The organism is Kitasatospora sp. NPDC015120, from assembly GCF_043080305.1.
In the GTDB taxonomy this organism is placed as follows: domain Bacteria; phylum Actinomycetota; class Actinomycetes; order Streptomycetales; family Streptomycetaceae; genus Kitasatospora.
This window is the reverse complement of the sequence record NZ_JBIBVJ010000012.1, coordinates 63,289-89,004: the sequence shown is the minus strand read 5'-3', so window position 1 is coordinate 89,004 and position 25,716 is coordinate 63,289. Positions and strand designations below refer to the sequence as shown.

The 25,716-nt window shown below is 74.4% G+C and carries 19 protein-coding genes, 2 tRNA genes and 1 pseudogene; 10 read left to right on the top strand and 12 right to left on the bottom strand.

Translation table 11 applies throughout. From position 1 onward, the window contains the following. Positions 1-190: 190 nt before the first annotated feature. The gene (locus ACF1AK_RS24815) at positions 191-787 is read right to left on the bottom strand and encodes a DedA family protein (protein ID WP_391501025.1); all 597 of its coding nucleotides are present in this window, start codon (positions 785-787) and stop codon (positions 191-193) included. A gap of 534 nt (positions 788-1,321) precedes the next feature. On the opposite strand from ACF1AK_RS24815, the gene ACF1AK_RS24810 reads away from it, so the two are divergent. Next, positions 1,322-2,443 (top strand): LLM class flavin-dependent oxidoreductase, encoded by a 1,122-nt coding sequence (locus ACF1AK_RS24810; protein WP_391501024.1) that lies wholly within the window; start codon positions 1,322-1,324, stop codon positions 2,441-2,443. 21 nt (positions 2,444-2,464) lie between these two features. Here the strand turns inward: ACF1AK_RS24810 and ACF1AK_RS24805 are convergent, their stop codons facing one another. Beyond that, on the bottom strand, positions 2,465-4,609 hold the full coding sequence (locus tag ACF1AK_RS24805) for a putative bifunctional diguanylate cyclase/phosphodiesterase (protein ID WP_391501023.1): 2,145 nt from the start codon (positions 4,607-4,609) through the stop codon (positions 2,465-2,467). Positions 4,610-5,033: 424 nt separating this feature from the next. Next, positions 5,034-5,462 (bottom strand): OsmC family protein, encoded by a 429-nt coding sequence (locus ACF1AK_RS24800; protein ID WP_391501022.1) that lies wholly within the window; start codon positions 5,460-5,462, stop codon positions 5,034-5,036. A 305-nt stretch (positions 5,463-5,767) separates the two neighbouring features. On the opposite strand from ACF1AK_RS24800, the gene ACF1AK_RS24795 reads away from it, so the two are divergent. From ACF1AK_RS24795 to ACF1AK_RS24785, 3 genes are all read left to right on the top strand, one after another. Continuing rightward, the gene (locus ACF1AK_RS24795; protein WP_391501021.1) at positions 5,768-6,130 is read left to right on the top strand and encodes a chorismate mutase; all 363 of its coding nucleotides are present in this window, start codon (positions 5,768-5,770) and stop codon (positions 6,128-6,130) included. Positions 6,131-6,244: 114 nt separating this feature from the next. After that, positions 6,245-7,033 (top strand): signal peptidase I, encoded by a 789-nt coding sequence (gene lepB, locus ACF1AK_RS24790; RefSeq protein WP_391501020.1) that lies wholly within the window; start codon positions 6,245-6,247, stop codon positions 7,031-7,033. A gap of 69 nt (positions 7,034-7,102) precedes the next feature. After that, a complete protein-coding gene (locus tag ACF1AK_RS24785; protein ID WP_391501019.1) occupies positions 7,103-7,417 on the top strand; it encodes a hypothetical protein in 315 nt (104 codons plus the stop codon). Positions 7,418-7,466: 49 nt separating this feature from the next. Here ACF1AK_RS24785 and ACF1AK_RS24780 read toward each other — a convergent pair whose 3' ends face one another. From ACF1AK_RS24780 to ACF1AK_RS24770, 3 genes are all read right to left on the bottom strand, one after another. Next, on the bottom strand, positions 7,467-8,573 hold the full coding sequence (locus ACF1AK_RS24780; protein WP_391501018.1) for a DMT family transporter: 1,107 nt from the start codon (positions 8,571-8,573) through the stop codon (positions 7,467-7,469). Between the two features lie 85 nt (positions 8,574-8,658). Then, positions 8,659-11,133 carry a transglycosylase domain-containing protein gene (locus ACF1AK_RS24775; RefSeq protein ID WP_391501017.1) on the bottom strand — a complete coding sequence of 825 codons (2,475 nt, stop codon included), beginning with the start codon at positions 11,131-11,133 and terminating at the stop codon, positions 8,659-8,661. 370 nt (positions 11,134-11,503) lie between these two features. Further along, a tRNA-Lys gene (locus tag ACF1AK_RS24770) sits at positions 11,504-11,577 on the bottom strand. A gap of 241 nt (positions 11,578-11,818) precedes the next feature. Between ACF1AK_RS24770 and ACF1AK_RS24765 the strand changes: the two genes are divergently transcribed. Together ACF1AK_RS24765 and ACF1AK_RS24760 are read left to right on the top strand one after the other, a co-directional pair. After that, positions 11,819-12,523, top strand: coding sequence for a DUF998 domain-containing protein (locus ACF1AK_RS24765; RefSeq protein WP_391501150.1), 705 nt, complete (start codon positions 11,819-11,821; stop codon positions 12,521-12,523). Then, a complete protein-coding gene (locus tag ACF1AK_RS24760) occupies positions 12,520-13,455 on the top strand; it encodes an alpha/beta fold hydrolase (protein WP_391501016.1) in 936 nt (311 codons plus the stop codon). The genes ACF1AK_RS24765 and ACF1AK_RS24760 overlap by 4 nt, the downstream gene beginning before the upstream one ends. Positions 13,456-13,556: 101 nt before the next feature. Here the strand turns inward: ACF1AK_RS24760 and ACF1AK_RS24755 are convergent. The 5 genes from ACF1AK_RS24755 to ACF1AK_RS24735 all read right to left on the bottom strand — a co-directional run bounded on the left by ACF1AK_RS24755 (position 13,557) and on the right by ACF1AK_RS24735 (position 18,801). Continuing rightward, positions 13,557-13,630, bottom strand: a tRNA-Lys gene (locus tag ACF1AK_RS24755). Between the two features lie 86 nt (positions 13,631-13,716). Continuing rightward, positions 13,717-14,475 (bottom strand): DUF4239 domain-containing protein, encoded by a 759-nt coding sequence (locus ACF1AK_RS24750; protein WP_391501015.1) that lies wholly within the window; start codon positions 14,473-14,475, stop codon positions 13,717-13,719. 79 nt (positions 14,476-14,554) lie between these two features. Beyond that, the gene (locus ACF1AK_RS24745; RefSeq protein ID WP_391501014.1) at positions 14,555-16,726 is read right to left on the bottom strand and encodes a dipeptide ABC transporter ATP-binding protein; all 2,172 of its coding nucleotides are present in this window, start codon (positions 16,724-16,726) and stop codon (positions 14,555-14,557) included. Beyond that, positions 16,723-17,679, bottom strand: a complete 957-nt coding sequence (locus ACF1AK_RS24740) for an ABC transporter permease (RefSeq protein WP_391501149.1) — start codon at positions 17,677-17,679, stop codon at positions 16,723-16,725. The genes ACF1AK_RS24745 and ACF1AK_RS24740 overlap by 4 nt, the downstream gene beginning before the upstream one ends. Positions 17,680-17,817: 138 nt before the next feature. Beyond that, positions 17,818-18,801, bottom strand: coding sequence for an ABC transporter permease (locus ACF1AK_RS24735; protein ID WP_391501013.1), 984 nt, complete (start codon positions 18,799-18,801; stop codon positions 17,818-17,820). Between the two features lie 399 nt (positions 18,802-19,200). On the opposite strand from ACF1AK_RS24735, the gene ACF1AK_RS24730 reads away from it, so the two are divergent. Both ACF1AK_RS24730 and ACF1AK_RS24725 read left to right on the top strand, forming a co-directional pair. Next, positions 19,201-20,907, top strand: a complete 1,707-nt coding sequence (locus ACF1AK_RS24730; protein WP_391501012.1) for an ABC transporter family substrate-binding protein — start codon at positions 19,201-19,203, stop codon at positions 20,905-20,907. Between the two features lie 519 nt (positions 20,908-21,426). Beyond that, positions 21,427-22,635, top strand: a complete 1,209-nt coding sequence (locus ACF1AK_RS24725; protein ID WP_391501011.1) for a low temperature requirement protein A — start codon at positions 21,427-21,429, stop codon at positions 22,633-22,635. 170 nt (positions 22,636-22,805) lie between these two features. Here ACF1AK_RS24725 and ACF1AK_RS24720 read toward each other — a convergent pair. After that, positions 22,806-23,744 (bottom strand): annotated as a pseudogene (locus ACF1AK_RS24720) (LysR family transcriptional regulator); the annotation flags it as partial. 321 nt (positions 23,745-24,065) lie between these two features. Between ACF1AK_RS24720 and snpA (ACF1AK_RS24715) the strand changes: the two are divergent. Both snpA (ACF1AK_RS24715) and snpA (ACF1AK_RS24710) read left to right on the top strand, forming a co-directional pair. Next, entirely contained in the window at positions 24,066-24,710 is a 645-nt protein-coding gene (gene snpA, locus ACF1AK_RS24715) for a snapalysin (RefSeq protein ID WP_391501010.1), read from the top strand. A gap of 145 nt (positions 24,711-24,855) precedes the next feature. Beyond that, the gene (gene snpA, locus ACF1AK_RS24710; protein WP_391501009.1) at positions 24,856-25,470 is read left to right on the top strand and encodes a snapalysin; all 615 of its coding nucleotides are present in this window, start codon (positions 24,856-24,858) and stop codon (positions 25,468-25,470) included. The last annotated feature ends 246 nt before the right edge of the window (positions 25,471-25,716 follow it).

Sequence of the window (25,716 nt, the reverse complement as noted above, 5' to 3'; positions counted from 1 at the left end):
GGACAATTGATTGATTATCCGTCGTTAGCATGTCACGCGAACGCGGGGGGCACCAAAGACCCGAGGTTCGCCGGCACTGAACACGCGTGGCACACCTGTGCGGGATGCGAAGAAATGTCTTCTGTTGCCGTCCTGTGACGCTTCGCCCGTTTCGCGGAAGGGGAGCTCCGAGGGCGCTGCCGTCGCGGCGTCAGTCGAGGGAGAGCCGGCGATTGCGGCGCACGACCCGCGCGATGGCGGTGCTCACCACGGTGGCGGCCGTGCAGGAGACCGCGAGGCTCAGCCATGCGGTTTCGAACCAGTGGCTGTTGAGCCAGCCCAGGGTCACGATGTAGGCCGCCCAGATCATCGCGGCCAGCGCCGACCACCGCAGGAAGCGGTGGGGGTGGGCGGGGGAGTGGCCGATGGCCAGGTCGAGGATCGTCCGCCCGGCCGGTACGAAGCGGGCGATCACCACCATGGCCGCCGCCGCCCGGGTGGTGCGTTCGTCCAGGGCCTGCTGGACCCGTGCCACGCTGGCCGCCAGCTTCGGACGGTGCTCCAGGCGCCGGCTGACCATCGGCGCGCCGCGACGGGCGAGCCGGAGGAGCAGCAGATCACCGAGGAAGGAGGCCGCGGCCACCCCGAGGCCGAGCATCACGGGGGCGCCGTCTATCTGTGCCGTCTTGAGCACCGCGAGGATGACGAGGGTCCCGCTGGGGATGAAGGGGAGGAAGGCGTCACCGAGGACGGCGCAGAGCGCCAGCGCGCAGATCCACGAGGATCCGACCAGCGTCGCGATGTCCATGTCCCTACTTCCTCCAGGCTGCCCGGGGGAGCAGTGGTTGCAAGGGACAACGCTAGCGCCTCGACTTTTCATGCCATGAAGCACCCCGGCTGTGCGACGAGCCGCAAGCCGCGGGCTGCGGGCCCCGGCCCCGGGCCCGGTCCGTTCCTCCCGGTGCCGCCCATGGCACGAGCCCCCGGGGCGGGGTGCCGCTCCGGGGGCTCGCGGGGATCGGTCGGCGCTGGTCCAGCCCGACGATCTTGCTGGTGAGTGCGGATCCGGTTGGGTGATCCGCCTGAGCCCTAGCCTGCCGGACGCCGGCCGCCGACCGCGAGCCCTCGGGCTGGCGACTTCCCGCGCTGGCGTGAAGTCGCCACGGGTGTTCGTCCGCTAGCTCTCTGTCAGCCCCGCTCGGGCGCGGGCCGGGGAACAAGCGGACCCGGGAGCGGGGTTGACCAGTGTCGGCACCGGCAGCGGCACCGACCGCCACCGATGGGCGCCGCCGGTGGACCGCACCGGCGGACGGCACCGAACACGGCCAGGAGGACGGACGGCATGACGACCGAGGACAGGCAGGAGAACCGGCGGGCGAACGGCGCGGGGCCGCAGGCCGCGGACGCGATCCGGGGCACCGCCCGGGGAACGGCGCCCGCCCCGCTGTCGATCCTCGACCTGGCCACCGTCGGGGCCGGCCACACGCCCGCAGAGGCGCTCGCCGCGACCACCACTCTCGCCCGCAGTGCCGAGCAGTGGGGCTACCACCGCTTCTGGGTGGCCGAGCACCACGGCATGCCCGGCGTCGCCAGCTCCACGCCCGCGGTCCTGCTGGCCCACCTCGGGGCCCACACCACCACCCTGCGCCTCGGCTCCGGCGGTGTGATGCTGCCCAACCACGCCCCGCTGGCGATCGCCGAGCAGTTCGGCCTGCTGGAGGCGCTCCACCCCGGCCGCATCGACCTCGGGCTCGGCCGGGCCCCCGGCACCGACCAGGCCACCGCGCGGGCCCTGCGCCGGGGCCTCGGCGAGGGCGCCGACGACTTCCCCCGCCAGCTCGCCGAGCTGACCCACTTCCTCGACGGCAGCTTCCCCGCCGGACACCCGTACGAGCGGCTCACCGCCGTTCCGAAGGGGGAGGGACGGCCGCCGGTCTGGCTGCTCGGCTCCTCCGGCTTCAGCGCCCAGCTGGCCGGCCGGCTCGGCCTGCCGTTCGCCTTCGCGCACCACTTCAGCAGCGCGAACACCCTGCCGGCGCTCGACCTCTACCGCTCGGAGTTCCGGCCCTCGGCGGTCCTCGACGAGCCGTACGCGCTGATCGGGGTGAGCGCGGTCGCCGCCGACGACGCGTCCTCCGCCCGCCGCCTCGCCCGCTCCGCGGCGCTCGGCATGCTGCGCCTGCGCCGGGGCAATCCCGGCCCGATCCCCACGCCCGAGGAGGCCGAGTCCTACCCGTACAGCCCGGTGGAGGCGGACTTCATCGACGACTGGCTGGGCAATGTCGTCCTGGGCGCGCCGGGTGAGGTGGCCGACGGGCTGGAGGCGCTGCGCAAGCGGACCGGGGTGGACGAGCTGATGGTCACCTCGCACATCCACGGCCACGAGGCGCGGCTGCGGTCCTACGGCCTGATCGCCGAGGCGTACGGCCTGTCCGGTCCCCGGACCGCGACCGCGACCGGCTGAGTGGACCGCTGAAGGCCCCGGCTAGCGCCCGTCCGGGGCGTCGCGGCCCTCCCGGCCCTCCCGCTCCGCCCGCTCCTCCTGGCCGTCCCGGCCGTCGCGGCCGTCGCGGAGTATCGCCGCGACCAGCTCGGCCTCGCCGGGGCGGGCGAAGTACCAGCCTTGGGCGGTGTCGCAGCCGGTGAGGCGCAGCCGCTCGGCCTGGGCGGCGCTCTCGATGCCCTCGGCGGTCACGGTCAGGCCGAGGGTGTGGGCCAGCTGCACCATCGCGCCGACGATCTGCTCGTCGGCGTCGCTCCGCCGCGAGCGGAGCTCGGGGAGCTCCGGCCGGCCGCCGGCGGCGGCCGGGGCCGGGTCGCGGAACCCCTCGATGAAGGTGCCGTCCAGCTTCAGCACGTGCACCGGCAGCCGGGAGAGGTAGGCCAGGTTCGAGTAGCCCGTTCCGAAGTCGTCGATCGCGATCCGCACGCCCATGTCGGCGAGGGCCTGGAGCGCCTGGAGCGGTCGTCCGCCGGGCCCCAGCAGTGCGCTCTCGGTGATCTCCAGCTGCAGCAGCCGGGCCGGCAGGCCGGTGCGGTCGAGGGCCTGGGCGACATCGGCCACCACGTCGGAGTCCCAGATCTGGCGGGCGGCCAGGTTGACGCTCACGAAGGTCTCGGTCTCGGGGAACTCGGTGAGCCAGCGCCGCGCCTGGCGGCAGGACTCCTCCAGCACCCACTTGCCGAGCGGCACGATCGCCCCGGACTCCTCGGCGAGCGGGATGAAGCGGTCCGGCGAGAGCGTCCCGTAGCGGGGGTGGCGCCAGCGGACCAGGGCCTCGGCGCCGTGTACGGCGCCGTCGGCCAGACCGACCAGCGGCTGGTACTCGATCGTGAACTCGCCGCGTTCCAGCGCCGGGCGCAGCGCGGTGGCGAGCAGCTGGCGGGTCAGCTGGTGGGCGCCGCGGTCGGGGTCGTAGAGGGTCCAGCGGGCCCGTCCGTCGGCCTTGGACCAGTACAGGGTGGCGTCGGCGTCCTTCACCAGGTCGGTCGGGGTGGTCTCGTGCACGGAGCGTTCGACGACGCCGACGCTGGCGGTGACCACCAGCCGGTGGCCGGCCACGTCGAAGGGGCGTTCCAGGGCGTCGAGGATCCGGGCGGCCAGGTCGGTGAGCTGGTCGCTGCCCCGGCTGCCGGTCACCAGGACGGCGAACTCGTCGCCGCCCATCCGCGCGACCAGGTGGGTGCCGTGCTCGGAGAAGCCGCGCCGCAGCCGGGTCGCGACGGCGATCAGCAACTGGTCGCCGATGTGGTGGCCGAGGGCCTCGTTGATCGCGGCGAACCCGTCGAGGTCCAGGTAGCAGACGCCGACCCGGGGTCCGTCGGCCGCCCGCCCGTCGGCCGCCGGGGCCTCGGCGGACCCCGCCCCGGCCCCCTGCCCCGGGCCCGCCGACCGGTCGGGGGTGAGGCAGGCGGCGTCGAGGCGTTCGAAGAAGTACGTCCGGTTGGGCAGCCGGGTCAGCGGGTCGTGCAGGGCCTGGTACTCCAGGCGGTCGCCGAGCCGGCGCTGCTCTGTGATGTCCTCGACCAGGGCGAGCGTGTACAGCGGGCTGCCCTCGGTGTCGCGGATCAGCGAGACGGTCACCTTGGTCCACACCGTCCGGCCCGTGCGGTGCTTGAGCTGCTTCTCGACCCGAATCCGGTCGTGCTCGCCGTGGGCGAGCGCACGGAACAGCCGGCGCGGCATGCCCTCGGGATCGGTGATCTCGTGGATGTGGGTCCGCACCAGCTCGTCGACGGTGCGGCCGGTCAGCGCGGCGAAGGCGGGGTTGACCTCGATGATCCGGTCCTCGGGATCGATCAGGGCCATGCCGATGCCGGCGTCGCAGAAGGCGGCCCGCAGCCGGGACTCGCTGGCCCGCAGCGCGGCCAGCTGGGGGTCGTCGCCCTCGGCCACCGCCCGGCCGTCCGCACCGCCGCCGTCCGCACCGCCGCTGTCCGGACCGCCGCTGTCCGGCACGCGGTGCGCGCCGTCGGTGAGCGGCGCCGAGCAGGCGGGGCAGTGGAGGGCGCCGTCGTCGGCCTGGGCCTGCCGGGGGTCGGCCAGAGCGGCCCGGGCCGTGCCGTTGGCCGGGGTGGCGGGGAGGGCGGGCGGCAGGAGGCGGCGTGGCCGCGGGTCCTCGTGCCGCACGCCTGGGTGGTGTGCGTCGGCCCCCTCGTTCTGGCCCGGCACGGCATGCTCCCGTCCGCTGCTGACGCTTGACGCTGGTCCGGCCGGTCACCCGACTTCGGCGGCCGGCTCGCACTCTGCCGCACTCGCGGAGGCCGGACTCCGCTGCGGGACGCTCGGGACGGAGCGGCCGGGTGGGAACCCGCCTGAGGAACCGTGAGGAACAGGGCGCTGCGGCCGATCATAGGACGCGATGGCAACGCGCGGTGACCGCCGCCAGGGTGATTCGTCTGGTTTGGGAGCAAGTGCGGTGATACATGCGGACGCCCCCGGTGCACATCACATGATGTGCACCGGGGGCGTGTGCTCCAGGAGTGCGCCCTCGGGCTCCGATTCGGCGCCGGACGTGCGCCCGGCCGGGGCCGTGGGCGGGACGCCCGGGAGGTCAGCCGGCCAGGTTGGCCGTGAGGGTGATGGTGGTGCCGGCCAGGGCCTGGCTCACCGGGCAGTTCGCCTTGGCGTCCTCGGCGGCCTTCACGAAACCGGCCTCGTCCAGCCCGGGCACCTGGCCGGTGACCGTCAGGTGGATGCCGGTGATGCCGGTGCCCGGCTGGAAGGTGACGTCGGCCTGGGTGTCGAGCTTGGTGGGCGGGGTGCCCGCGCCGGCCAGGCCGTGCGAGAGGGCCATCGAGAAGCAGGCGGAGTGCGCGGCCGCGATGAGCTCCTCCGGGCTGGTCTTGCCGTTCGGGGCCTCGGCGCGGGCCGGCCAGGAGACCGGGTACTCGCCGATGCCGGACGACGCGAACGTCACCTGGCCCTTGCCGTCGACCAGGTTGCCTTCCCAAGCGGTGCGGGCGGTGCGGGTGGTTGCCACGATCGGTACCTCCGGTAGTTACTGAGGAACTGCTGACTCGTCACGTCCGGTCATGCCGCGCCCAGCCTACGGGCAGGCCGGGGGCGCGCCACAAGTAGCGCACCGGGCCACCGCGTCCGAAAACACCCCCGTCCGTAACACCCCCGTCCCTCACGGCGGGCCGGGCGGTTCGCGGGCCGTCCGCATCGTGGACGTTGGGCCGGACGGTGCGGGCCCGCGCCGGGCGCCCTGTTAGATTGGCCCGGGCCCGGGCCCGGCCGCCGCACGGTCGGGCGCACCACCGAGAGAGCCGCGGAGCCGCCCCGATGACGGACCACCCCACGACCCCCGACGCCGGACTGCCCGAGGGGGTCGACGATGCCGTGCGGGCCGAGCTGACCAGCCTGCGCGAGAGCATCGACAACATCGACGCCGCGGTGGTCCACATGCTGGCCGAGCGCTTCAAGGCGACCCAGCGGGTCGGCCGGCTCAAGGCCGAGCACAAGCTCCCGCCGGCCGATCCGGCCCGCGAGCGCACCCAGATCAAGCGCCTGCGCGAGCTGGCCGCCGGTGCGCACCTGGACCCGGTGTTCGCGGAGAAGTTCCTCAACTTCATCATCGCCGAGGTCATCCGCCACCACGAGGCCATCGCGAGCGACGCCGTGACCGGCGCGAACGCCTCCGCCTGACCAGCGCGCCCGGCCCGGCGGGATGTCTGGCGCGGGTAAACGTCCGATTTCGCCTGGATCCCCGCTTGGCGTAGCGTGCAGGTTCCCCCGCAGCCGGAGAGTGGAGCAGCGACGATGGCGGTGAACCTGCCCGATACGCACGGCGGCGACGCCGGGGCCGGGCCCGCCGCCCCCGTCGGAGGCCGGGCCGAGGCGCGGCGGGCCCGCCGCGCCGCCGAGGGCCGTCGGAGCAGGCCGCCGAAGGGCCGTCGGTCCGGCCGCCGGCCACGGCCGTGGTGGATCGAGATCCCGGCGATGGCGGCGGTCGGCCTGGTGGTCGCGCTGCTGATCAAGACCTGTCTCTTCCAGGTCTTCACCATCCCCTCCGGTTCGATGGAGAACACCCTGCGGGTCGGCGACCGGGTCGGGGTGAACAAGCTCGCCCCGCTGACCGGCTGGGAGCCCGAGCGGGGCCAGCCGGTGGTGTTCAAGGACCCCGGGGACTGGCTGCCGCCGCAGCCGACCGGCGGCAACCCCGTCACCAACGCACTGGGCTCGGTGCTCTCCTTCGTCGGCCTGGTGCCGCCGAAGGACGACAACTACCTGGTCAAGCGGGTCATCGCGACCGGCGGGCAGAGCGTGCAGTGCTCGGGCAGCACGCTGACCGTCGACGGCGCCAAGGTCGACGAGCCGTACCTGCACCCCGGGGACGATTCCTGCGCCGGGCTGGAGTTCGGCCCGGTGACGGTGCCGCAGGGCTACGTCTGGGTCGAGGGCGACCACCGCAGCGACTCCGCGGACTCGCGCTACCACCAGCGCGGCCCCGGTGGCGGGGCCGTGCCGGTGGACAACGTGGTCGGCCCGGTGTCGGCCGTCGTGTGGCCGCTCAACCACTTCGACTGGTTCGGCTGGGTCGGCCGCTGACCCGGGCCGGGCAGCGGTGCCAGTGCTGTGACCGCAGAGGTTCGCCGGGTCGCCTGGCAGGATCTCCCCATGCTTGACGACAAGCTCGGCGCGCTTGCGCAGATGATGGCAGAGCACATGGCCAGGCCGTTCCCGCCCGGCTTCCGCGGCCTGGACATCGAGGGCCGGGACATGGTGATGCTCGACTCGGACGCCTATGCCTACGCCGCCTGCGTCCACGCAGACCTGCTCGGCGAACAGGCCCACGCGCGCCTGACGCGGCTGACGTCGGCGTTCCGGAAGGTCCTTCCGGCGATCGACGACGAGTACGCGGCCACGTACTACGCGCATCTGCACGACATGGTCGTGCTGTCTGCCGAGATCGAGAGCCGGCGCAAGAAGTAGTCCTCGCCAGGAGTGCAGGCAAACCCGGTGAGCCTTTGCCGTCGGAGCACTAGCGCCGTTCCCGCCCCCGCTCCCGAGTCCGGCGGGTCTGCGCCTCGGCGGCCCGGGCGAGCCGTTCGCCGAGGGCGGTCGCCCCGGCCGGTATCGTGGCCGCCCCCGCCCCCGCCCCCGCCCCCGCGGCCCCGGCCGGTGACGCTGCGGCCGCCGCGAGGTCCGCCCCGGCGGGCGCGGCGGGCTTGCTCGCCTGGGCGGCGAACGCCCCGGCCAGCACCAGCAGGCCGCCGGCCATCTGCGGCAGGCCCAGGTGCTCGCCCAGCAGGACCCAGGCCAGCATCGTGGCCACGACGGCCTCCAGGTTGGCCACCACTCCGGCGACCGGCGGCGACAGGTGCTGGACGGCGACCACGCCGGTCAGGTAGGCGAGCACCGTCGCGACCAGGACCATCCAGGCGGCCGGGATCAGGGCGGGCAGGCTGTGCCCGTTCATCACGACGTCCCCGCCGAGCCTGCCCCAGTCCGCCTCCCAGGGGCGGGTCAGGGCGGTGAGCACGATCGAGCCGATCAGCAGGCCGTACGCGCTGACGGCGATCGGGTCGACCGGGCGCTCGCCCCGGCTGCCGGCGTCGGCGAGCACGAAGTAGCCGACCTGGCAGCAGGCCGCCCCGAGGGCGAACAGGACGCCGAGCGCGTCGAAGCTCAGGCCGTTCCAGACCTCGACGACGCAGGCGAGCCCGGCGACCGCGACGCCCGCGCCGATCGCCGCGCCCCGGCTGATCGGCCGGCGCTGGACGAACCGCACGTAGCCGATGAGCAGCGGCGGGCCGAGGTACTCGATCAGCAGGGCGACGCCGACCGGGATCCGGGAGATCGCCGCGAAGTAGCAGGCCTGGACTCCGGCCACGGCGAGCAGGCCGAAGCCGATCAGCAGGCCGGGCCGGCGCCGGACGGCGTCGCGGTGGCGGTAGGCCAGCGGCAGCAGGACGACGGCGGCGCCGGTGACCCGGAGCCAGACCACGTGGAGGGGGGAGAGCCCGGCCTCGATCAGCGGTTTGGCCGCGGTGCCGGAGCCGCCGAAGGCGAACGCGGAGACGAGGGCGAGGGTGAGGCCGAGGGTTCGGCCGGGGGAGCGGCCGAGCAGGGGGTCGGAGCTGTGCACCGACGAATTGTGACAGCCGCACCGGCCATCCGGTAAGGGGTCATTCCGTCATTCGGTCCTGCACGGCACCGTCCGCCGGCGCTCGTCACCCACCGGAGGCGGCGCCGGCCCCGGCCGGGGACCCCGCCCCGGCACCCGCGTCCGTCCCCGTGCCGCCGCCGGACTGCGACCCCGTGCCCGACCCCGTGCCGGAGCCGGAGCCCGTGCCCGAGCCCGTGCCGGAGCCGGAACCCGACCCCGTGCCCGACCCCGAGCCGCCCGTTCCCCCGGTCGGCTCCGTCGGCTTGGTCGGCTTGCTGCTCGGCTGCGGCGCCGTCGGCTGGGTCGGCGCGGTGCCCGACCCGCCGGACCCGGACCCGGATCCAGCGCCCGACCCCGAGCCCGACCCCGCACCCGAACCCGAGCCGGAACCCGCGCCGGAACCGGCGCCCGGCCCCGAGCCGCCGGCGCCGCCCGAGGGCTGCGGGGCGGTGGTCGGGCCGGTCGACGGCGCGGTGGACGGCGTCGAGCCCGAGTCGCCCCCGGAGCCGGAACCGCCCTGGCCGGACTGCGAGGACGACCCGCCGGACGGCGTCGCCGACCCGCTCGGGGTGTTCGACGGCGTGCTCGAAGGACCGGACGAGGAGCCCGCCCCGGAGGAGCCCGAGCCGCTGCGCGAGGAGTAGTCCGCACCCGGGGGAGCGGGGAAGTCGCTGACCGGCTGCCCCTTCAGGGCGGCCTTCATGTAGGTGGTCCAGATCTTCGCGGGGTACTGGCCGCCCGCCGCGCCGTCGATCCCGCCGGTGCCGCTCAGGCTGACCTGCGCGCCGGTGCCCGGGTCCTGCCCGAACAGCGCGACCGAGGTGACCAGCTCCGGGGTGTACCCGACGAACCAGACCGACTTCTGGTCGTCCGTCGTCCCGGTCTTGCCCGCCGCCGGACGGCTCAGGTCCTTCGCGCGCCAGCCGGTGCCGCCCTGGTCGCTCACCACGCCCTGGAGCATCGAGGTGACCTCGCGCGCGGTCTGCTCGCTGATCGCCTGGGTGGCCTTGTGCGCGGGCAGGGCGATCGGCGCGCCCTCGTGGTCCACCGACTGCACCAGCCACGGGGTGATCTGCTTGCCGCCGTTGTCCAGCGTGGCGTACACACCCGCCAGGTCGAGCACGCTCGGCGTGGCGGTGCCCAGCGGGATCGAGGGCACCGGGTCCAGCCCGGGGGTGTTGCTGGGCAGGCCGAGCGCGATCGCGGTGTCCCGCACCTTCGACAGCCCGGTGTCCTGGGCGAGCTGGGCGAAGGCCGAGTTCACCGACCAGTTGGTGGCCTGCTGCAGGGTGATCTGGCCGTAGCTCTTGTCGCCCTCGTTCGGCGGTGCGTACGGGGTGCCCTTCCCGCCGCGGACCTTGCGGCCGCTGGTGCCGTCGTAGACGGTGCGCGGGGTGATGGTCTGGCCGGACTGGGTCTTGGCGTCGTTCTCCAGCGCCGCGGCCAGCGCGATCGCCTTGAAGGTCGAGCCCGCCTGGTAGTCCCGCCGGGTCGCGTTGTCGACGTAGTGCTTGGTGTAGTCGACGCCGCCGTACAGCGCGACCACCGCACCGGTCTTCGGGTCCACGGAGGCGGCGCCGGGCTGGGCGGCGGCGTCCTTCTTCCGCTTCTCCGGGTTCAGGGTGTCGTGCAGCTGGGCCTGCACGGCGTTCTCCAGGGCCTGCTGGCGGTTCGGGTCGATGGTCAGCTTGATCGTGTAGCCGCCCTTGGCCAGCTCCGACTCGCCGATGATCTGGTTGGTGGTGAGGTACTCGGTCGCCGCGTTGACCAGGTAGCCGGCCTGGCCGGACAGCCCGAGCTGCGCCTGCGGGTCCCTGACCTCGGGGAACGTGGTGGCGGCCCGCTCCTCGGCGGAGAGCCAGCCCTCCTTCACCATGCCGTCGAGCACGTAGTTCCAGCGGTTGACGGCGTTCTGCTTGCCGGCCGGGGTGGCGGTGGCCACGTCGTAGGCGCTCGGGGCGTTCAGCAGTGCGGCCAGGTAGGCGCCCTGGGCGGCGTCGAGCGCGGAGGCGTCGACGCCGAAGTACTGCTGCGCGGCGGCCTGGATGCCGTAGGCGCCCCGCCCGTAGTAGGAGGTGTTGAGGTAGCTGGAGAGGATCTCGTCCTTGCTCTCGGTGGCGTCCACCTTGATCGCGATGAAGAGTTCCTTCACCTTGCGGGTGATCGACTGCTTCTGGCTCAGGTAGGTGTTCTTCACGTACTGCTGGGTGATCGTGGAGCCGCCCTGGGTGCCCTCGCCCTTGGCGGTGTTGAGGGCGGCGCGGACCAGGCCGGGCACGTTGACGGCGCCCTCGTGGTAGAAGTTGCGGTCCTCGGCGGCCAGCGTGGCGTGCTGCGCGGCGGGGGAGACCTTGTCCAGCCCGACGTTCTGCCGGTTGGTCTCGCCGGTCCGGGCGATCACCGAGCCGTCCTGGTAGAGCCAGGTGTTGCTCTGGGCGGTCGCGGCGGCGTGCGCGTCCGGCACCTTCACCAGCGCGATGCCGAGCGCGAACAGGCCGACCCCGAGCAGCAGCGCGGTCGCGAAGCCGATCAGGGTCATCCGCCAGGTGGGTATCAGTCTGCGCCAGCCCGTGCGTCGGGGCCGGCGCGGCCGGCGGGCCTTCGGTTCGCGGAAGCGGATGCGCGGCGCGCCGCTGGGGGCGGTACGGGACAAAGCGGCGGCCTTTCCTGCGGGCGGGCGGCCGCGCGGGCGGCAGGACGCTGGGGAGCGTGCCGGCCCGCGCGGCCGGGATCGTCGGCGGTCGGGGACCTTTGCCCCTTTTCCGGTTTACAGCCCAGAACGCGCCGAAGGTACCGGTTGGCTCCACGACGGCCGGAAGCGAGACCGACATCACACACAAATCGGACGTCAATGGGCAGCGAAAAGCCGGAGAGCCCCTCGCTGTGTACGAGAGGCTCCCCGGTGTCGGTGCGCCGCCAGGGACTCGAACCCCGGACCCGCTGATTAAGAGTCAGCTGCTCTAACCAACTGAGCTAGCGGCGCCTGCTGACGGAGAAAACAATACACGCTTCCGGAGGATGCCTCGAACCACCGGCGGCGTCACCGGGGCCGTCCTGCCCGTTTCCTCCCGGTTGGGGCGGGGTTTACCGCCGGTTAGGGTGGAAACGTGCCCAGCTCCCACCCCGGTCGCCGGAGCGCTCGGCTCGGCTCCGCCCGCGCCCGCACCCGAAGCGGCGCGCGTACCCGAAGCGGTGCGCGTACCCGGACCGGCGCCGTCGCCGCCCTGCTGCTGCTCAGCGCGGTCGCGTACACCGCGTGGGTCCTGGAAGTGGTGCTCAGCACCGGGCTCGACCCGGTCCAGGCGTACCTCAGCGAGCTGGCCGCCGAGGACCAGCCGCTGGGCGGCCTCTTCCGGGCCACCGACCTGGTCGCCGGGCTCGCGGTGCTGGCGGCCGCCGCACTGGCCCTGCCCGGTGGCCGGCGGCCGTGGGCGGTGACCGGGTGGGCGGCGCTCGCGCTGTTCGGCGCGGCCACCGCCGCCGACTCCCGGCTGCCCCTGAGCTGCGCGCCCACCAGCGACGAGATGTGCGCCGCCCGCGAGACGGCCGGTCTCGTCCCCGCCACCCACACCGCCCACGCCGTGACCAGCAGCCTGGCCGTGCTCGGCGCGCTCGGCGGTCTGACCGCGCTCACCGTCGCCGCCCGGCGGTACGGCTGGTGGCCGCCGGTGCGCCGGTACGGGCCGTGGCTGCTGGGCGCCGAACTGCTCGCCACCGGGTGGAGCCTCGGCGCGATCGCGGCCTTCGAGGCGGGTCGCGGCACCTGGGCGCTGGGCGCCGGCCAGCGCCTCCAGGTGCTGCTGGTCGCCCTGTGGCTGGCCCTGCTCGCGGCCGCCCTCCGCCCCGGCGCCGGGGAGCCCGGCACCGGTGAACCCGGGGCCGCCCCCGCCGGCCGCCCCCGGACCGACCGGCGGCGGGAGCCGGCATGACCGGTGCCCGCCCCTCCGGTGCCCGCCCCTCCGGCGCCCGTCCCTCCCGCGGGCGCCCCTCCCGCGGGCCCGCCGACGACGGGCTCGTCCTGCGGATCGACGGCATACCCCTGCACGTCCGGGCCGAGGGGCGCGGCCCCGTGTGCCTGCTCACCGGAGGGCTCGGCAGCAGCTGGTTCGACTGGGACCTCGTCGTCCCCTTCCTCACCCCGTACCGCACCGTGGTCCGGTTCGACCGGCCCGGCTACGGCCTCAGCGCGCCCGAGCCGGCCGACCGCCGGTGGCCGGCCGCCGCCGGTGAGGCGCACCGGATCCGGGCCGTCCTGGACGCCCTCGCCCTGCCCGGGCCGTGCACGGTGGCCGGGCACTCGCTCGCCGCGTTCCACGTCGAGGCCTTCGCCCGGCTGTACCCGGGGCGGACGGCCGGGCTGGTGCTGCTGGACGGCAGCGTCGAGCCCGATCCGCACCCGCGCCCTGCCCCCGCCCTGCGCGATCTCGCGGCGCGGGCCACCGCCCGGGCGGCCACCGCCGCCGCCGTGCCGTACCTGCTCGGGCCCGCCGTGCGCCGGCTGGCGGCCCGGGCCACCACCGTGCGGCGCGAGGACCTCGCGCCCGCGCCGCTGGTCCGTCGCTGCTACCGCACCGGGCGCTCCCTGCGGGCGCTGCTCCGGGAGAACACCCGCTACCTGGACGCGGCGGCCGAGCTGGCGGCCCTGCGCCGGACGGCTCCGCTGCCGGCGGACCTGCCGGTCACCGTGCTCGCCGCCGACGACGGCCTGCGCGGGCGCCGCACCCGGGAGTGGCTGGCCGCCCAGCGGGACCTGGCCGCACTGCTCGGCGCCGAGTACCGCAGCACCGCCCCGGCCGGGCACCTGCTGATGTTCGACCGCCCGGACGCGGTGGCCTCGGCGGTCCTGGACACCACCCGCTGAAGGGGGCGCGGCCCGACCCCGTCCCGCCGGGTCGGGGCCCGCCGGTGCCGGGAACGCCGAAGGGCCCCCTCGCTGCTGCGAGAGGACCCTTCGACCGTCGGTGCGCCGCCAGGGACTCGAACCCCGGACCCGCTGATTAAGAGTCAGCTGCTCTAACCAACTGAGCTAGCGGCGCCTGCTGACCTGGACGACATTACACGGCGTCGGGCCGATCCGCCGAATCCGCACCGTCCGGTGACCGGGAGTGACCACGGGCGGGCCTCAGCGGCTGGCCGGCAGCCGGCTCAGGAACACCTGGAACGCGTCGGGCTGGACGGCGTTCACACCGTCGAAGGGGTAGTTCATCTCCTTGATCACGATCAGCACCACACAGATCATCGCGGTCATGGTGAGCACCATGGCGAGGTGCAGCCGGATGCTGGAGATGCCGAACACGAAGGCGAAGCCGACGGTCAGCACCGCGCCGACGATCAGCGGCACCCAGAGCAGCGGCGGCACCGCGTCCTGGACCTGGGTGAGCCGGGCGCGGCGCTCGCTGGCCAGGCCCTCGACGTGCTGGAGGGCGTTGTTGAAGTGCGCCTGCTGGCGGGAGTCGACGGGCTGCAGCGCGTTGGTGGTGTCGCGGATCCGGTACACCAGCTCGGTGGTGTGCGGGTCGGTGCGGTGGCGGGCCATCAGCTGCCACTCGTCGCCGATGACGTTGTGGGCGTACTGGAGGGTGAGGTTGGTCAGCTCGATGCCCGCGGGGCTGTCGAACTGACGGGACGTCCAGTAGAGGCCGGCCAGCTGGTCGGCCTCGCGGAAGGTGGTGGCCCGGGCGTCGTCGGCGGCCTCCCAGACCACGATCACCACGAAGGCGAGCAGGACGGCGTAGAGCACACCGACCATGGCGAAGATGGCCGCCGTCACGTCGTTGTGCGGTTTCCGGGCCTCGGCGGAGACGAAGCGGGGCAGCAGCAGGAGCACCACGGTCGCGATAGCCAGCGAGCCGACCAGGATCGTCAGGTTGGGCCAGGTCATACCAGCAGTTGTCGCACGGCGGCCGGGCGCCCGCCAGGCGGGGTGTCCGCCGTTCGGAGGTGCCCGGCCGACGGCCCCCTCACCCCTGCGGGAAGTGGCAGGCGGCCCGGTGGCCGCCGTCGGCCGGGCGGTCCCCCGAGCCGGCAACCGGTCCGCCGGCCGGTCCGCCCCCCGGTCCGCCGGCCGAGCGTCCGGCCGGGCCGTCCGCCGCCGTGAGCGGCGGCGCCTCGTTCGCGCAGCGCTCGCGCGCCGCCGCGCCGAGCCCCGGGTGGACGGGGCAGCGGGCCCGGAACGGGCAGCCGGCGTGCCGGACGGTGGGGGAGGGCGGATCGCCGGCCAGCAGCACCCGGCTGCGGGCGCGTTCGGCGGCCGGGTCCGGCAGCGGGACGGCGGAGAGCAGGGCACGGGTGTAGGGGTGCCGGGGCCGGTCGAAGACCTCGGACACCCCGCCCTCCTCGACCGTCCGCCCGAGGTACATCACGCTGACCCGGTCGGCGAGGTGCCGGATCACCGAGAGGTCGTGCGAGACGAAGAGGTAGGAGAGGCCGAGCTCCGCCTTGAGGGACTGGAGCAGGTTGAGCACCCCGGCCTGGATCGAGACGTCCAGCGCGGAGACCGGCTCGTCGAGCACCAGCAGCCGGGGCCGGACGGCCAGCGCGCGGGCGATGGAGATCCGCTGCCGCTGCCCGCCGGAGAACTGGTGCGGGTAGCGGAGGGCGTGCGCCGGGTCGAGGCCCACCTGGCGCAGCAGTTCGGGCACCCGGCGGGCGATCTCGTCCTTCGCGGCCCGCTGGGCGCGCAGCGGTTCGGCCACGATGTCGCCGACCGGCATCCGGGGGTCGAGGCTGGCCATCGGGTCCTGGAAGACGATCTGCAGCCGGGACCGCATCCGGTGGGCCTCGGCGCGGGACAGGGTGGCGGTGTCCCGGCCGAGCAGCTCGATCCGGCCGGACTCGGGGGCGGCGAGGCGCAGCAGTTCGAAGAGGGTGGTGGACTTGCCGGAGCCGGACTCGCCGACCAGGCCGAGCGTCTCGCCCTCGCGGACCGACAGCTCGACGCCGTCCACCGCGTACACCGAGCCGATCCGGCGTTTGAAGACGGTGCCCTTGACCAGCGGGAAGGTCCTGGTGAGCCCGCGGACCTCCAGGACCGGCGGGCGCTGCGCCCGGGGGACGTCCGCGCCGGCGGCCGGCGGGAGCGGCGGCACGGGGTACACCTCGGTGGGCGCGGGCCGCCGTTCGGCGAGGTCGGCGGCCCGGACGCAGGCGGCCAGGTGGCCGTCCGCGCCGGTCAGCGGCGGTTCCCCGGTGCGGCAGCGGTCCTCGGCCAGCGGGCAGCGGTCGGCGAACGCGCAGCCGTCCGGCAGCCCGGCCATCGGCGCGGGCGTGCCGGGGATCGGGACCAGCGGTCCGCGCCGCCCGTCCAGCCGGGGGACGGCGCCGATCAGGCCGAGCGTGTACGGGTGGCGCGGCGCGGCGAACAGCTCGTCGACCCCGGCCGTCTCGACGACCCGCCCCGCGTACATCACGGCGACCCGGTCGGCCATCCCGGCGATCACCCCGAGGTCGTGGCTGACCAGGACGAGCGCGGCGCCGGTCTCCCGGCGGGCGGTGCGCAGCACGTCGAGCACCTGCGCCTGGATGGTGACGTCGAGCGCGGTGGTGGGTTCGTCGGCGAGCAGCACGTCGGGGTCGTTGGCGACGGCCATGGCGATCATGGCGCGCTGGCGCATGCCGCCGGAGAACTCGTGCGGGAAGCCGTCCAGGGCGCGGTCGGGGGCCGGGATGCCCACCAGGTCGAGCAGCTCGGCGGCCCGCTTGCGGGCGGCGGTCCGGCCGAGGCCGGGCCGGTGGATGCGCAGGGCCTCGGTCAACTGGTCGCCGATCCGGTGGACGGGGGTGAAGGCGGAGAGCGGGTCCTGGAAGACCATGGCGATCCGCCGGCCGCGGACGGCGGCCAGGTCGCGCCCGGGCAGGCCGAGCAGTTCGCGGCCGTCCAGCCGGACCGAGCCGCGGACCCGGGCGGTGCCGGGCAGCAGGCCGAGGACGGCCAGCGCGGTGACGGACTTGCCGGAGCCGGACTCGCCGACGATGCCGAGGGTCTCGCCGCGGTGCAGGGTGAGGTCGACGCCGCGCACGGCGGGGACGGCGGCGGTGCCGCGCGGGCCGCCGAAGTCGACCCGCAGGTCGCGCACCTGCAGCAGCGGGGTGCCGGCGGCGGCCGGGGCGGCGGGTGCGGTGGTGCCGGTCACGCGCGGCTCCTCTTCCCCGTGGCGCGGTCGTGCCCGTGCTCGCTGCGGCCTCCGTGGTCACCGCGGTCACCGTGGTCGGGGCCGCGCCCGCGCGAGCGCGAGCGGCGGGAGCGCCGGGGCCGGCGGGCGGCCTCGGACGTGGGGTCGAGGGCGTCGCGCAGCCCGTCGCCGATCAGGTTGACCGCCAGGACGAAGAGCACCAGCAGCCCGGCGGCGAAGTAGAACAGCCAGGGGAAGACCGGGGCCTCGCTGGTGCCCGCCGCGAGCAGGGTGCCCAGCGAGACGTCCGGCGCCTTGACGCCGAAGCCGAAGTAGGAGAGCGCGGTCTCGCTCATCACCGCGCCGCCGACCGCGAGGGTGGCGTCGATGATCAGGAAGGAGGCGACGTTCGGCAGCACGTGCCGGGTGATGATCCGCAGCGGGTGGACGCCCATGAACCGCGCGGCGCGGACGAACTCCCGCTCGCGCAACGAGAGCGTCATCGAGCGGACCACCCGGGCGGTGATCATCCAGTTGAACAGGGCGAGCAGCAGGACGAAGGCGAGCCAGCCGGCGCCCTTCAGCCGGGGCGAGACGATCGTGATGACCAGGAAGCTCGGGAAGACCAGCATCAGGTCGACCAGGAACATCAGCAGCCGGTCGGTCCAGCCGCCGAAGTAGCCGGCGCAGGCGCCCACCAGGGAGGCCAGCACGGTCGAGAACAGCGCCACCAGCAGGCCGATGACCAGTGACTTCTGCAGGCCGCGCAGGGTCTGGGCGAAGACGTCCTGGCCGATCCCGTTGGTGCCGAACCAGTGCGTGGCGGACGGCGGCCGGCGCAGCGCGCCGTAGTCGGGGGTGGCGTAGTCCCAGGGCGTCAGATGGGGGCCGGCGAAGGCCAGCAGGAACAGCAGCAGGACGACGACGGCGCCGGCCACCGCCCCGCGGGCGGCGAGCAGACGGGCGAGGACGATCCGCCCCCGGCCGGTCGTCCCGGGCCCGGACCCGGTGCCGGTTCCGGGTTCGGCGGGGGAGACGGGTCCGGCGGGCTCGACGGGCTCGACGGGCTCGGCGGGTCCGGTGATCGCGGCGGTCACGGCGTTCCTCCTCGGTCAGGCCCGTACGCGCGGATCGAGCGCGGCGTGCAGGGTGTCGGCGAGGAGCCCGGAGGCGAGCACCACGACCGCCGCGAACAGGTTGACCGCGACGACCGCGTTGACGTCCTGCTCGTTGACGGACTGGATGAACCACTCGCCCATGCCGTGCCAGCCGAAGATGGTCTCGGTGAAGGCGGCGCCGGTGAAGATGCCGAGGAAGCTGTAGGCGAACATCGTCGACATCGGCACGACCGCCGTCCGCAGCCCGTGCCTGATCAGTGCCCGGCCCCGGGTGAGTCCCTTGGCCTCGGCGGTGCGCAGGTAGTCGGAGCCGAGCACGTCGAGCATGGTGCCGCGCTGGTAGCGGCTGTAGGTGGCGAGGCCGCCGAGCGCCAGCGAGAGGGTGGGCAGCAGCAGGTGCAGCGCCCAGTCGGCGAGGTGCGCGCCGAGGCCGCCGGTGAGGCCGGGCGTCTCGTACCCGGTGAAGGGGACGACCTCGTGGCCGACGGCGTCCTTGGCGGCGATGGCGCCGTTCTTGAGGAAGAGCGCGACCAGGAAGACCGGGGTGGAGAGCAGGACGAAGGACAGGACGGTCAGCAGCCGGTCGGAGATCCGGTACTGGCGCACCGCGCTCCACGCCCCGGCGGCGACGCCGAGCACCATGCCGAGCAGGCTGCCGACCAGCAGCAGCCGCAGCGAGACCCAGACCCGGCGGCGGAAGTCGTCCATCACGGGGGTGTCGTGGATGGTGCGGCCGAGGTCGCCGTGCAGCAGCAGACCGCCGGCCCAGCGGCCGAACCGCCGGACGACCGGGGTGTGGTCGTTCAGGTTGAGGTCGGTGAGCTGGCGCTCGACCGAGGCGGCGGCCGGGCGCGGCACCTTGGCCTCGAAGTAGGCGCGCGGCTGCAGGGCGGCGCCGGCCAGCGCGTACGCCAGGAAGACGGCGGCGACCAGCAGGACGGCGTAGTAGGCGAGCCGCTTGGTCAGGTAGCGGAGCATCAGCGGCCGCCCGGGGTGGGAGCGGGGCCGACGCGTCTGGTGGGCATCGGAGGGTGGCCTTCGGGTCGGGGACGAGGGTGCGGGACTGCCCCGGCGTGCGGGGCCGTCCCGGGGTGCGGGCCGCCGCGGGGAGCCGCGGGCGGGGGCGGTCGGCCGTGGTTCCCGACCGTGCTCGGGAAGGCGCAGCTCAGAGTGTGGCACCGGCCGGCGGCCGCGGTGTTGCGGTCGTGTTGCGCCCGGTTTCGTTCGGATCAGGTGTCAACTCCGCCCCCTGGTACTCGTTCTGATCGGCTGTTACGTTCGGTCCCCGGCACCGACTTGGCTGCCCACGATCAAGCCTCGCCACACCTCGCGACGCCCACCTCTCACCACGTGCCCGACATCACCGGGGGGACCCTCATGGACGCTTCCGCCACGCCCGCGCGCCGGATCGGCCGCGCCGCCGCCCTCGCCCTCGCCGTCACCCTGGCGGCCACCGCGTGCAGTTCGGGCGGCGGCGGTCCGGCGGACACCCCGTCCACCGGCGCGGCGCCGGGGCAGGCGTCGATCGACATCAACGCCAAGCCGCTGGACCAGGTCCGCGACGGCGGCGAGGTGCGCCTCCCGCTGTACCAGTGGATCACCCAGTGGAACCCGTTCCAGGTGGACGGCCGCTACGGCGACGCGGTCGACATCATGCGCACGCTGGAGCCGAGCCTGTTCAGCACCGACGAGACCGGGGCCTTCAAGCCGGTCGCGGACTACCTGGTGGACGCCAAGGTCACCTCCGCCTCGCCGCAGGTCATCACCTACAAGCTGAACCCGAAGGCCAAGTGGTCGGACGGCAAGCCGCTGAGCTACCTCGACTTCAAGGCCGACTGGGAGGCCACCAACGGGAAGAAGGACGGCTACAACATCGCCGACTCGGCCGGCTACGAGCTGATCTCCGCCGTCGAACAGGGCGCGGACCCGGCCGAGGTCAAGGTGACCTTCTCCGAGCCCTACGCCGACTGGCAGAACCTCTTCCGCCCGCTGGTCCCGGCCGCCGGGATCGCCACCGCCGACGACTTCAACAAGGGCTGGGTGGAGCGGATCCCGATCACCGCCGGCCCGCTGAAGGCCGGCACCTTCGACAAGACCGCGCAGACCCTCACGCTCGTCCCGGACCCGGGCTGGTGGGGCGCCAAGCCCAAGGTCGAGAAGATCACCTTCCGGGTGATGGCGCAGTCGGCGACCACCCAGGCCTTCCTCAACAACGAGATCGACTTCGCCGCGGCCGGTACCGCCACCGCGTACGGGCAGCTCAAGGACGCCAAGGACGCGGTGATCCGGTCCGCCAGTCCGTGGGACGAGGTGCACATCTCCTTCGGCGGCGGCGGTCCGCTGGCGGACGTGAAGGTCCGCCAGGCGCTCGGCCGGGCGCTGGACCGGAACGCGCTCGTCAAGATCGCCAACAACGGCGTGCCGGTGGAGTTCAAGCCGCTCGGCAACCACATCTTCATGCCCAACCAGACCGGCTACCAGGACAACTCCGGCGAGTGGGCGAAGTTCGACCCGGCCGCGGCGAAGAAGCTGCTGGACGAGGCCGGCTGGCAGGACGCCGGCAGCGGCCGGCCCCGGACCAGGGACGGCCAGGCGCTGACCCTGCACTGGGTGCTCAACGAGTCCACCCCGCAGGCCCAGGTCGACCTCGCCACCGCCGCCCAGGCGATGTGGCTGGCGGTCGGCGTCAAGGTGGAGATCGACAAGGTCGCGGCCAACGACTTCTTCACCAAGTACGTCAACCCGGGGAAGTGGGACATCGCCAGCTGGCGCAACACCGACTCGTTCCCGCTCTCCAGCAGCCTGACCAACTTCCGCCTGCCGCAGGGCGACAACGTCTTCGGCAACTACTCCAAGCTGGGCAGCGAGGAGATCGACGCGCTGCTGAAGAAGGCGGCCGGCACGATCGACCCGGTGGAGGCCGCGAAGCTCTACAACCAGGCGGACGCCAGGATCTGGGAGCTCGGCCACACCTACGAGCTGTACCAGCGGCCGACGGTGGTGGCGGCCCGCAAGGGGCTCGCCAACTACGGGGCGTTCGGGCTGGCCAGCTCGGACTACAGCAAGGTCGGCTGGGAGAAGTGACCGGGGCCGGCGCCGGGGCCGGAACCGGTGCCGCGGCCGGGACCGCTCGGACGGCGCCCGGCGGCCGGACGGGCGTACGACGGGCACTGGCGAGCAGCGCGGTGATCACGAGGCCGGTGGTGCGGACACACGGGGACCGGCGTCGCCGCCCCCGCTCTCCTGCCACCCGCCTTGACCTTCCGCGATGCCCGCAGGCCGCCCGTGCCGCGGGGTCGTCCCCGGGCCGCGCTTCGAACCGGGGACGAATCTAGCGGGCGGTCCGGACCGTCACGCCGTACCGCGCGGGCGCGTCCGGAAACCCGCCGTGCTGTCACCCGGTTCGCGCACCGGGGCGTCAACTCTCGCTGACGACAGGACATATCGGGACATAACCGGTCAGCCGTGGGACTCGCCGGCCCCTTGTGCACTCCTGGTCAACAACCGGTGCTCTCCGGCGCCCTCGGGTGCGTGCACCGGGTCCGGCGCGCTGCCAGGATGCGGCGGGTACCGTCCGCCCGCCCGGAGTCCGGAGCCCCGTCCATGAGCAGTGATTCCCCCGCCTCCCCCCGTCCGCACCCCGTCGGTCCGCACCCCGCCGATCCGCGCCCGGTGCGCCGGATGGTCCCGCGCAGCCGGAACGAGCCGCACCGGGTCGCCACCCCGCTGGAGCTCTTCTTCGACCTCTGCTTCGTGGTCGCGGTCGGCCAGGCCGGCCGGGAGCTCGCCCACGACCTCGCGGGCGGTCACTGGGGCGACGGCCTGACCGGCTACCTCTTCGCCTTCTTCGCCATCTGGTGGGCGTGGATGAACTTCACCTGGTTCGCCTCCGCCTACGACTGCGACGACGTGCCCTACCGGATCACCACCCTGGTCCAGATCGCCGGCGTACTGGTCCTCGCGGCCGGCGTGCCGCGGCTCTTCGCCGACCAGGACATCGTGCTGGTGGTGCTCGGGTACGTGGTGATGCGGCTGGCCATGGTCACCCAGTGGCTGCGCGCGGCGGCCGCCGAGGAGGGGCCGGCCCGTGCGGTGGCGCTGCGCTACGCCGCCGGGATCACGCTCTGCCAGATCGGCTGGGGCGTGGTGATGCTGCTGCCGCACGACGTGCGGACGGTGGTGATCCCGGTCGGGATCCTGGCCGAGCTGGCGGTGCCGGCGATCGCCGAACTGCGGCTGCAGACGCCCTGGCACCCGCACCACATCGCCGAGCGGTACGGCCTGTTCACGCTGATCGTGCTCGGCGAGACGGTGGCGGCGGCGACCGTGGCGGTGCAGTCCGCGGTGGACGAGCACGAGGGGCTGGGCCGGCTGCTGCCGGTCGCGGCCGGCGGTCTGCTGATCTGCTTCTCGGCCTGGTGGATCTACTTCGCCCGGCCGGTCCACGAGCACCTGCGGTCCAGCCGCCAGGCGTTCCTCTGGGGGTACGGCCACTACCTGGTGTTCGGCGCGGCGGCGGCGATCGGCGCCGGTCTGGAGGTGGCGGTCGAATCGGCCGTGCACAAGGCGCACATCTCCGAGACGGCCGCCACCGCGACGGTGACCGTGCCGACCGCGCTCTACCTGTTCACCGTCTGGGCGCTGCACGCCCGGCACGCCAAGACCGGCGCGGTTCAGCTGGCGCTGCTCCCGGTGGCGTCGGTGGCGGTGCTCGCCTGCACGGCGGCGGGCGGTTCCGGCGTCCTCGCGGCGGGCCTGGTGACGGCGGTCACGGTCGCGGCCGGGGTGGCGCTGCAGGCGAGGGAGCGCTGAACGAGGACCGGGCCGCGGCGCCGCGGTGAGCCCTCCCGCGGCTGCCCGTCGCGGGGGTGCTCCCCGGCCCGGCCGGCCGTCCCGTCCGGTGGGCCCGCGCCGTTCAGCACCGCGGGCCCGTTCGCGCGGAGCGGGTCCGGCGGCGGCCCCGGCAGGGCGCGCAGCACCTCGTCGTGCGCGGAGAGCCAGGCCCGGTACGCCGGGCTGGCCTGGGCGAGGTCGGAGTAGGCCGCCCGCAGCTCCTCGTACAGCGCGTCGCGGGCGGGCGGACCGAGCGCGCGCGGCCGCCAGACCAGCAGCAGCCGCACGGCCAGCGGGTCGCCGTGCAGCCGGCGCACGACGCTGCCCGGCCCGGGCAGGGAGGTCGGCTGGCAGGGGCGGACCGCCTCCCCGGAGGCGACCAGTTCGGCGGCGGTGGCGTTGTCCCGCACCTGGACCACCCGGGGGTTGAGCCCGGCGGCGCGGAACACCCGGCGCATCGCGGCGTACTCGTGGTCGGCCGTGGGGTCCACCATCCAGGTGTCCTCGGCGAGTTCGGCCAGCCGCACCACCGGCCGGGCGGCCGCCGGGTGGCCGGCCGCGAGCGCGACGAACTGCGGCTCGCGGGCGAGCAGCACCCGGTGCTCGGCGTCCGGGGGCAGCCGCAGCGGGAAGCCCTCGCTCTCGTGCACGAAGGCGACGTCCAGCTGGTCGGCGGCGATCATCCGGAGCAGGGCGTTGGCCGAGATGTCGATCTGGATGGTGGTGTCGGTCTCCGGCAGCCGCTCGTGCAGCCGGCGCAGCCAGGCGGCCACCGCCCGGCTGCCGACGCTGCCGATCCGCAGCCGCCGGGCGCGCTCGCCCCCGGCCGCCTCCCGGGCCTCCTGGCGGGCGGCGGCCACCAGCGCCGCCATCTCGGCGATCACCGGCCTGGCCCGGGACAGCACGGAGTGGCCGAGCGCGGTGGGCCGGCTGCCGGTCTGCTCCCGGGTGAACAGCGTGCCGCCGACGGCCCGTTCGATGCGGTGCAGCTGGGTGGTGAGCGACGGCTGGGTCATGCCGAGCTGCAGCGCGGCCTTGCGGAGGCTTCCGGTGTCGGCGATCGCGCACAGCACCCGCAGGTGTCTCACGTCGAGCTCCACACCGGGGAGCGTAACGGTCGAAACGGTCTTGCGCCAGGGACATGACAGGCTGTCCGGTCGAGTGGCGCGCGACGGCGGCCCCGCCGCGGCGGTCCCCGGATCGATCCCCGGACGGAGCACCGGACGGAGCGCCGGACGGATCGCCGGACGGATCGCCGGACGGTGCGGTGATTGGTCCGGGCTATCGCCGGTTGACATCATCCGCCGGGCCGCCGGCCTGGCCGAAGCTCTGGGGGCAGCAAGCATTCATCCGTTGCCCGCGGCCCGGCCCCCACCGCCCGCGGCGCACTCGCGAAGCGGAGCCCCCACATGAACCGTGTGCCGCGCACGCTCTCCGTCGCACTCGGACTCGTCCTGGCCGCGGGAACGGCGGCCGTCCTGCCGACCGCCGCCACCGCCGCGCCGGCGGCCGCCCCCGGAGCCGTCCGGCACTACACCCCGGGCGCGGCCGCCGAGGGCGCGGGCAAGGCGGACGACCGGGCGTTCTTCGAGGCCGTGATGAAGTCCGCGCGGGCCAAGCAGGCCGCCAACCCGTTCCTGCTGGCCGTCACCGTCACCTACGACGCGAGCAACGCCCCCTCCTTCGCCGCGCAGATCGCCCAGAGCGCGCAGATCTGGAACGGCTCGGTGGGCAACGTCCGGCTCCAGGAGGGCGGCAACGCCGACTTCGCCTACTACGAGGGCGACGACCCGGACAACGGTTCCTACGCCAGCACCGACGGCCACGGCAACGGCTACATCTTCCTCGACTACACCCAGAACCAGCAGTACTCCTCGCTGCGCGTCACCGCGCACGAGACCGGGCACGTGCTGGGGCTGCCGGACCACTACTCCGGTCCGTGCAGCGAGCTGATGTCGGGCGGCGGCCCCGGTCCGTCGTGCACCAACCCGTACCCCAACAGCGCGGAGCGCAGTCGCGTCAACTCCCTGTGGCGGTACGGCCTGGCCGGCTGACCCGGCCCCTTCGACGGCCGCCTCCCCGGCGGCCCCCCGGCGTGCGCCGACCGGACGACCCCCTCCGGCCGGTCGGGAGCGTGCCCGTCCGCCCCACCGCACCACCTTCACCCCCACCCCTCGACCCGTGAACGGGAGCCCCCACATGAACCGTGTCTCGCGCACGTTCTCCGCCGCCCTCGGCCTGGCGCTCGCCGCCGGCCTGGCCGCCCTGCCGACCGGCGCCGTCGCCGCGCCGGCCCAGGGCTACACGGCGTCCGGCACCGCCTACGCCGGTTCGGCCGCCGAGAATGCCGACAACCAGGCGTTCTTCGAGGCCGTGATGAAGTCCGCGCGGGCCAAGCAGGCCGCCAACCCGTTCCTGCTGGCCGTCACCGTCACCTACGACGCCAGCAGCGCGCCCACCTTCCGCAACCAGATCGCCCAGAGCGCGCAGATCTGGAACAGCTCGGTCACCAACGTGCAGCTCCGCTCCGGCACGGCGGCCGACTTCCGCTACTACGAGGGCAACGACTCGCGCGGCTCCTACGCCAGCACCGACGGCCACGGCCGCGGCTACATCTTCCTCGACTACGCGCAGAACCGGCAGTACAACTCGGTGCGCGTCACCGCCCACGAGACCGGCCACGTGCTCGGCCTGCCGGACCACTACTCGGGCCCGTGCAGCGAGCTGATGTCCGGCGGCGGCCCCGGCACCTCCTGCACCAACCCGTACCCGAACACCACCGAGCGCTCCCGGGTGAACTCCCTCTGGCGGTAACCGCCAGGGCCTCGCCCGCGCACCGCAGTGACGGCCCGGTCGCCGCAACCCCGGCGACCGGGCCGCCCCGCGTGCGTTCCCGCCCCCGTGGCGTACCCGAGCAGGGCCGGCGGTGCGCGCCCCACCGTGTCACCGCCGCGCCCGCTCGCGCCGGAGGGCCGCCGCGCCCGCCGGCTCCGGACTGTCGGTACCCCGTGCGAGCATGCGGACCAGGACCACGACCCGTCCGCCGCCGACCGCGAGGTG